Origin of the sequence: Campylobacter sp. IFREMER_LSEM_CL2090, assembly GCF_025771865.1 — a bacterium.
In the GTDB taxonomy this organism is placed as follows: domain Bacteria; phylum Campylobacterota; class Campylobacteria; order Campylobacterales; family Campylobacteraceae; genus Campylobacter_D; species Campylobacter_D lari_D.
Genome location: NZ_JAKMRA010000018.1, coordinates 1 through 5,970, shown reverse-complemented (window position 1 = coordinate 5,970; position 5,970 = coordinate 1). Strand labels below are relative to the sequence as shown.

At 25.7% G+C, this 5,970-nt stretch carries 4 protein-coding genes; all 4 read right to left on the bottom strand.

Translation table 11 applies throughout. The annotated features are described in order from the left end of the window. Nucleotides 1-21: 21 nt before the first annotated feature. Nucleotides 22-1,188: a nucleotide sugar dehydrogenase gene (locus L8V85_RS08110; RefSeq protein WP_263737806.1), complete on the bottom strand. Its 1,167-nt coding sequence runs from the start codon at nucleotides 1,186-1,188 to the stop codon at nucleotides 22-24. Continuing rightward, nucleotides 1,188-2,417: a capsular polysaccharide synthesis protein gene (locus L8V85_RS08105; RefSeq protein ID WP_263737805.1), complete on the bottom strand. Its 1,230-nt coding sequence runs from the start codon at nucleotides 2,415-2,417 to the stop codon at nucleotides 1,188-1,190. Before L8V85_RS08105 ends, L8V85_RS08110 begins: the two co-directional genes overlap by 1 nt. Beyond that, entirely contained in the window at nucleotides 2,407-4,950 is a 2,544-nt protein-coding gene (locus L8V85_RS08100; RefSeq protein ID WP_263668171.1) for a bifunctional glycosyltransferase family 2 protein/CDP-glycerol:glycerophosphate glycerophosphotransferase, read from the bottom strand. Before L8V85_RS08100 ends, L8V85_RS08105 begins: the two co-directional genes overlap by 11 nt. A gap of 3 nt (nucleotides 4,951-4,953) precedes the next feature. Beyond that, nucleotides 4,954-5,970, bottom strand: a 1,017-nt coding sequence (locus tag L8V85_RS08095; protein WP_263737804.1) for a glycosyltransferase, incomplete at its 5' end; no start/stop codon positions are given.

Here is a 5,970-nt window from a genome sequence, read left to right as displayed (position 1 = left end):
AGTTTGCATTTTTAAACCTTTCTATATGTCACTTGTATATATGTCACTTGTATAAATTTTATCTTTATAAGGTAAAAGCTGTTTGTCCATTCTATTGACAACGATTAATTCAGATTTATTAATAAAGTCATTAAAATTATTCTCAACTATATAACCATTATAACAAACATCACTTATTAAAGGCTCATATATAAAAATTTTTTTATATTTTTGTATTTCATCTATCAAATCCAACATTACCGAATTTCTAAAATTATCCGATTCATGTTTCATAATCAAGCGATAAAATCCTACAGTATCTACCTCTTTAGATAAAATTTCCTGTATAATAAATTTTTTTCTTAAATCATTTGTTTGAACTATGGCCTGAATTAATGCATTTGGAATGTCTTTAAAATTTGATAGCAACTGTTTGCTATCTTTGGGAAGACAATAACCCCCATAGCCAAAACTAGGATTGTTGTAATAATTGCCAATCCTTGGATCTGCACAAACGCCTGATATTACATCTTGTGTATTTAAATTATTTTTTTGAGCAAACATATCCAACTCATTAAAAAATCCAACTCTCATTGCAAGATATGTATTTGAAAAAAGTTTAACACTTTCAGCCTCTTCTGAATTCATAAATAGCACAGGAACATCTTTTTTTGACACAGAACTAGTAAAAATTTCTGCAATTTTACTTGCGTCTCTTTCTTTACTACCAATGATAATTCTACTTGGATATAAATTATCATATAAAGCACTACCTTCTCTTAAAAATTCAGGGCAGAATATAATATCTTTAACTGAAAAAATTGTCTTTAAGAACCTTGTATAGCCTATAGGGATTGTACTTTTAATAATAACTACAGCATTTTTATTAAATTTTACAATATCATCCATAACCTTTTCAATGCTTTTTGTATCAAAACATTGCGTATTTTCATTATAATTTGTAGGTGTTGCAATAATAATATAATCACAACCACTATACGCATTTTCTTTATCTAATGTAGCATAAATCAAATTATTAGTATCTGCAAGATATTCCTCAATCATTTGATCTTTTATAGGAGATTGTCTTTGATTAATTTTATCAACCCTAGAAGAATCAATATCCAACATAGTAACTTCGTAGTTTTTACACAACATTAATGCATTTGCTAAACCAACATAACCAATCCCAACAACACAAATTTTCATCAGGGCCTTTCATGTATTATATTTTTTATCTCAAACCACATCTTAACATATCCACCCTTATACCAAGTTTTATTAGCTTGTATAAGAGCTTGTCCTAGTTTATAAGAAAGATGATTTTTAAGTTTTAAAGCTTCTTTATAATCAGGATAAGATTCTAAAGGAGGTAGTTTCAAAGAAGGATCTTTTTTTATTTTTTCTTGATAGATTTTTTGTTCTTGTTTGTGTTTATCTTTTATATAAGATAATACAAAAGGCATTCTTATATAACCTAGTACAGATTTTGAATTTACTATCATAGCTTGACCTAGTTTATAGGAGAGTTGATTTTGAATTCTTTGTTTTGCTGTACCATATTTGGTTTGGAAGGATAGTAGATTAAATTCTAAATTTTTCAATTGTGTTTTCTCTCTTATGTTTAAATACATTTTACAAAAATCTAAATTTAAAATTTTGATAAAAATGCTAGATAGTGTATTTTTACAAAACAAAAAATTTTCAATATTTAATTTTTTATAGGTTTCTGGTGTCCAACTATTGTGCAACATCAACAACCCATTTTCGTTTTCTAAAACAAAATTACCATAGTCATTTAAAAAATAAAATTTTCTATAATTTATCATCACATTTTCTTCTTGACCTTTATTGTTTATCTTCCAATATGCCTCCATAATGACTTTATATTCAATTCTATCAAATATCAATATTTCATCCCTATTATTCCTATATTTTTCAATATTTATATTTAAAGGACCATTTCCAAGATAGTAATAAACTTCATATTCCTTCAAATCACCCTTTGCTGTTTTAACTTTATTATATTCCAATATTCTTTTTTGGCACTCTATAGCCCAATTCTTGCAAACAATTGAACCTTTTTTGGCCCTAAGCGCACCTATATGTCTTGAAAAAATAGAAAAATTACTAGGACTCTCAAAAAAATACTTAATCTTTGAAGATGTAATAATTGTATCAGCATCAAGCCACACTCCGCCATGTAAATACAGTATCGCCGCCCTAATAGCATCTGCTTGCTTTGGAAGAGAAAAATTTTCACATAAACTTTTGTCATAAAAATTTTTCGGTAAAAAATCATATAGATTTGAATAGTCCAATAAAACAACCTTATAATTTGGAAAAAAATTTTTCCAAGTTTCTATACAAAGTTTTATGTAAGCTGGCATTTTCTCTCTAGGCTCCCAGAAAGTCCAAATCACTTTACTATCTATCATGTTTTACCGCCAAATAATTTCTCTCACAACATTTACCATCTTTAAAAACAAAAGTTAAATCAATATTGTCTTTATAAATACCAAAAGGTTTGCAATTATTTTTCAATAAAATTTCAAGTTCTTTCAGTAGATTTTCTTCATTCTCAAGAACTGACCCAAAACCATTTTTTTCATAGCTAAAATAACCTTTTTGATATGTATGAGAAGTAAAAAATTCCTCTTTATCAAACTGATAATAAATTACTGGCTTATTTAAATAGGCCATCTCAAAAGCTACGCTAGAATAATCTGTTATCATCAAAGAAGAATTACAAAATAACACCTGTAAACTTTCATCTTGATTTGCTATCTTTACATGAGATAGGAGATTAAATTCTTTTAAATATGGAATAATATTAGGATGTGGATTAAAAACTATAGCATAAGAATACAACTCACATAGTTTTTTTAGACTATCATTATTCAACAAAGAATTCCATTTTTGAAAATATTCACTTTGCTTGAGATTTTCTTTTAAATCTCTTTTGCTAGAATTTGTAATATTGCCAACTATACCTGCTCTCCATGTTGGCATAATAAGAATTTGTTTAGTATCAGATTTATTATTTTTTAGTAAAACATCATGTCTTGCAAGACCTGTTAAAACCATTTCTTTTTTTCCAAATTTATAACGGTTATAATTATTTGCTATAGAATCGTACTCAGCTTTTGTTGAAGTTATAAATAAATTTACCTTCTTAGAATTAAGCCATTTGGAAAGATCATCTTTTATTACCCCATGCTGCAAAAAAATAAATTGCTGTCTAGGTGTAATATACTTCATCAAATAATTATCAGAATGAGAACTAATGACTTTAGAGGCTTTTTTTATAATCCTTTCAAATTTAAAACTTCCAAATTCTACTAAATTAAATCCTTCTTTTTCTAATCTTTCCCAATCTGAGCTTTCTTTTCTTAATGCAAAAACTATTTCTTGCTCAGGATGATTTTGCATAATATATCTGTATAAATGTTCTGCATTATCATCTGCTTCGTAGTCTCTATCCATTAAAAGCCAAATATTACTCTTTGGTAGTCTTTTTTGAAATTCTTTTCTAATATTTTTGACATCTAAAAAATATTTGTCATATTTATCAACCATACTTTGCTTGTCATTAATCCATATCTCTAATTTATCTTTAGCATTTTTTGGTATATAAACCCATAACCTTTTTTGGTAGCAAAAGACCCTATATAAAAAATCATATTTAACAATCTTTTTATAATCTACATACACTTCTTCTTCATCTACAAGAATTCTTTCTATATCTTTATCATCCCCAGTATAGTAAGTAATTAAAATTTGCTCTTTGTAAGGATCATAATCTTCTATATAAGCTATTTGAAATGGTAGTTTTTCATTTTTAAAGCAATTTAGAATTCCTACTTTATGAAAAAACCAACAACCAGCTAAATTAAATTCCATTATTGTATTTTTATCTATATAAGAAAAATTTTTATCTAGTAATTCTAAATATCTCTGTTTTTCATTTTCACTCATAAAAGATAATTTTTCAGGAGAATTAACGAGAAATTTAATTTGCCAAATAAAATGATATAAACAAATATTTTGAATAAAAATGTTATAAAATTTATTTTTTTGCAGAAGTTTTAAGCAACCTCTCCGTGAAACTAATAAATATAAATTAGAAAGTTTATTAGAATTATCTAAAGTGGAATTTCCTTCTTTCCTTTTTCTATAAAAATATTTTGCTTTTGGTAAAAAAGCACTTTTTAAATCAATATTTTCTAGCAAATACTCGTTTATAAATTTAGCATCTTCAAAATTTGGTTTTAATTTCTCATCAAATATTAAATTATTTAAAAATGTGATATTCATAAAGCAGCTTGCAGCAGACAGTTGTATGAAATTATCAAGATTATGATTTTCTTTAATTTGTATACCATTTTTAAATTTAAAATTTAATGGATGATTATCTTTATATAATTTTTGCTTTTCATAATAAAATATTATATTACATCCTACCATACAAATATCATCATCTTGGTGAATTGATAAAAATTTATCTACTTCATAAAAATAATTTCTATCTAAAAAATCATCTGGGTCAGTAAAAGTAACCCAAGGGGTTTTATAATTATTTTCTTGTATATACTTTAAGCCTAAATTTCTAGCACTAGCTTGTCCACCATTTTCCTTATAAAGATAAACGATGTTTTTTGGATATTTTTTTTGATATTTTTTAATAATATTTGCAGAATTATCAGTAGAACCATCATCTACTAATATCATAAAAATATTTTTTTTAAAATCAAGTCTTTGATTAATGATAGAATTAAAATAATCATCTAAATATTTTTCTACATTATATACAGCTGAGATTATTGTGTATTGAGTAAAGCCTTTGTGTTTTTTAGGAAGGTATTTTTTATATACATTGCTTAATTGGAAAACTTTTTTTTCTATAGCATCTTTAAAGAATAGTTTCGGATTAGTTCTAAGCTTTCTTAATTTTTTAGAATTTAAAATCATAATTTAACCTTTAAAAAACATAATCTTTAGTCCAATACCGTGCAACGATTGAATTAATTTTTGGTTTTTTAAGCTCAAAGCCTGCTGATAATCTCTGTAAAATTCTAATGGCAATCTTTTATTTAAAACATCTCTTTTAATACTTTTTTTGTATTCTATGGCGTCTTTTTGATGTTGTAAAGATACTCTAATAACACTAAAAGGTAGAGTTAATTTTAATATGCCTTTTTTTCTAGAGAGTTCTTTTGCAAGTTTATATGAAAGATATTCTTTCACTCTATCAACTGCCCCTAAGGGTTGATTTTGTATATATATTTTTAAATTTTTAGTATATTTTTTTAAACATAGTGGATCTTTATCAAGCTTTTTTAAAGTCAAAGCCTTATTACAAACCACTGGTAAAAAATGTGTTTTTATATCTTCACTTAAATAATGATTAGAATTAATTAATTTAATAAAATCTAATGCGATTTGCATCCAGCTTGCACTTTCATAATACAGCCTAGTCATATTTGAATTCTCAAAAACATCTATTTTTTTTAGATGTGAATTAGGATATATTACCCATTTTTTATTAGTAAAATTCATAGAGCTTAACTCTCTTAAGCGATAAACATATATTTGCTTTGGAAATATATAAATATTTTTACTTAATGCAAATAATAACACTCCAAAATGACAATCTTCCGCAAAAATTCCATTAATAAATTTTAAATTTATATTTTTTAAAAAATTAAAATTAATCATACCTTGCCAAGCAAACCAAAAATAAAAAAGTTTTTTTTCTCTAGCCTTCTCTAGCCATTCTTTAGGCGTGATGATAATCTCATTTTTATAGTCAAAATAAGTCATTTGGCTAATATGTTTTCTTTTGACTTTATCATATAAAGGCCTATAATCAAACCACACCACATCAACCCCATTCATTCTAGGTACACATTCTTCTATACAGTTTAATTCCCAATAATCATCAGAATCTAAAAAGATAATATAATCTATAATAGGATAAGTAAAGCTTGC

Excerpts from the sequence above, each read along its gene's own strand:
- L8V85_RS08110 (WP_263737806.1), bottom strand. The coding sequence starts at position 1,188 with ATGAAAATTTGTGTTGTTGGGATTGGTTATGTTGGTTTAGCAAATGCA.
- L8V85_RS08105 (WP_263737805.1), bottom strand. The coding sequence starts at position 2,417 with ATGATAGATAGTAAAGTGATTTGGACTTTCTGGGAGCCTAGAGAGAAA.
- L8V85_RS08100 (WP_263668171.1), bottom strand. The coding sequence starts at position 4,950 with ATGATTTTAAATTCTAAAAAATTAAGAAAGCTTAGAACTAATCCGAAA.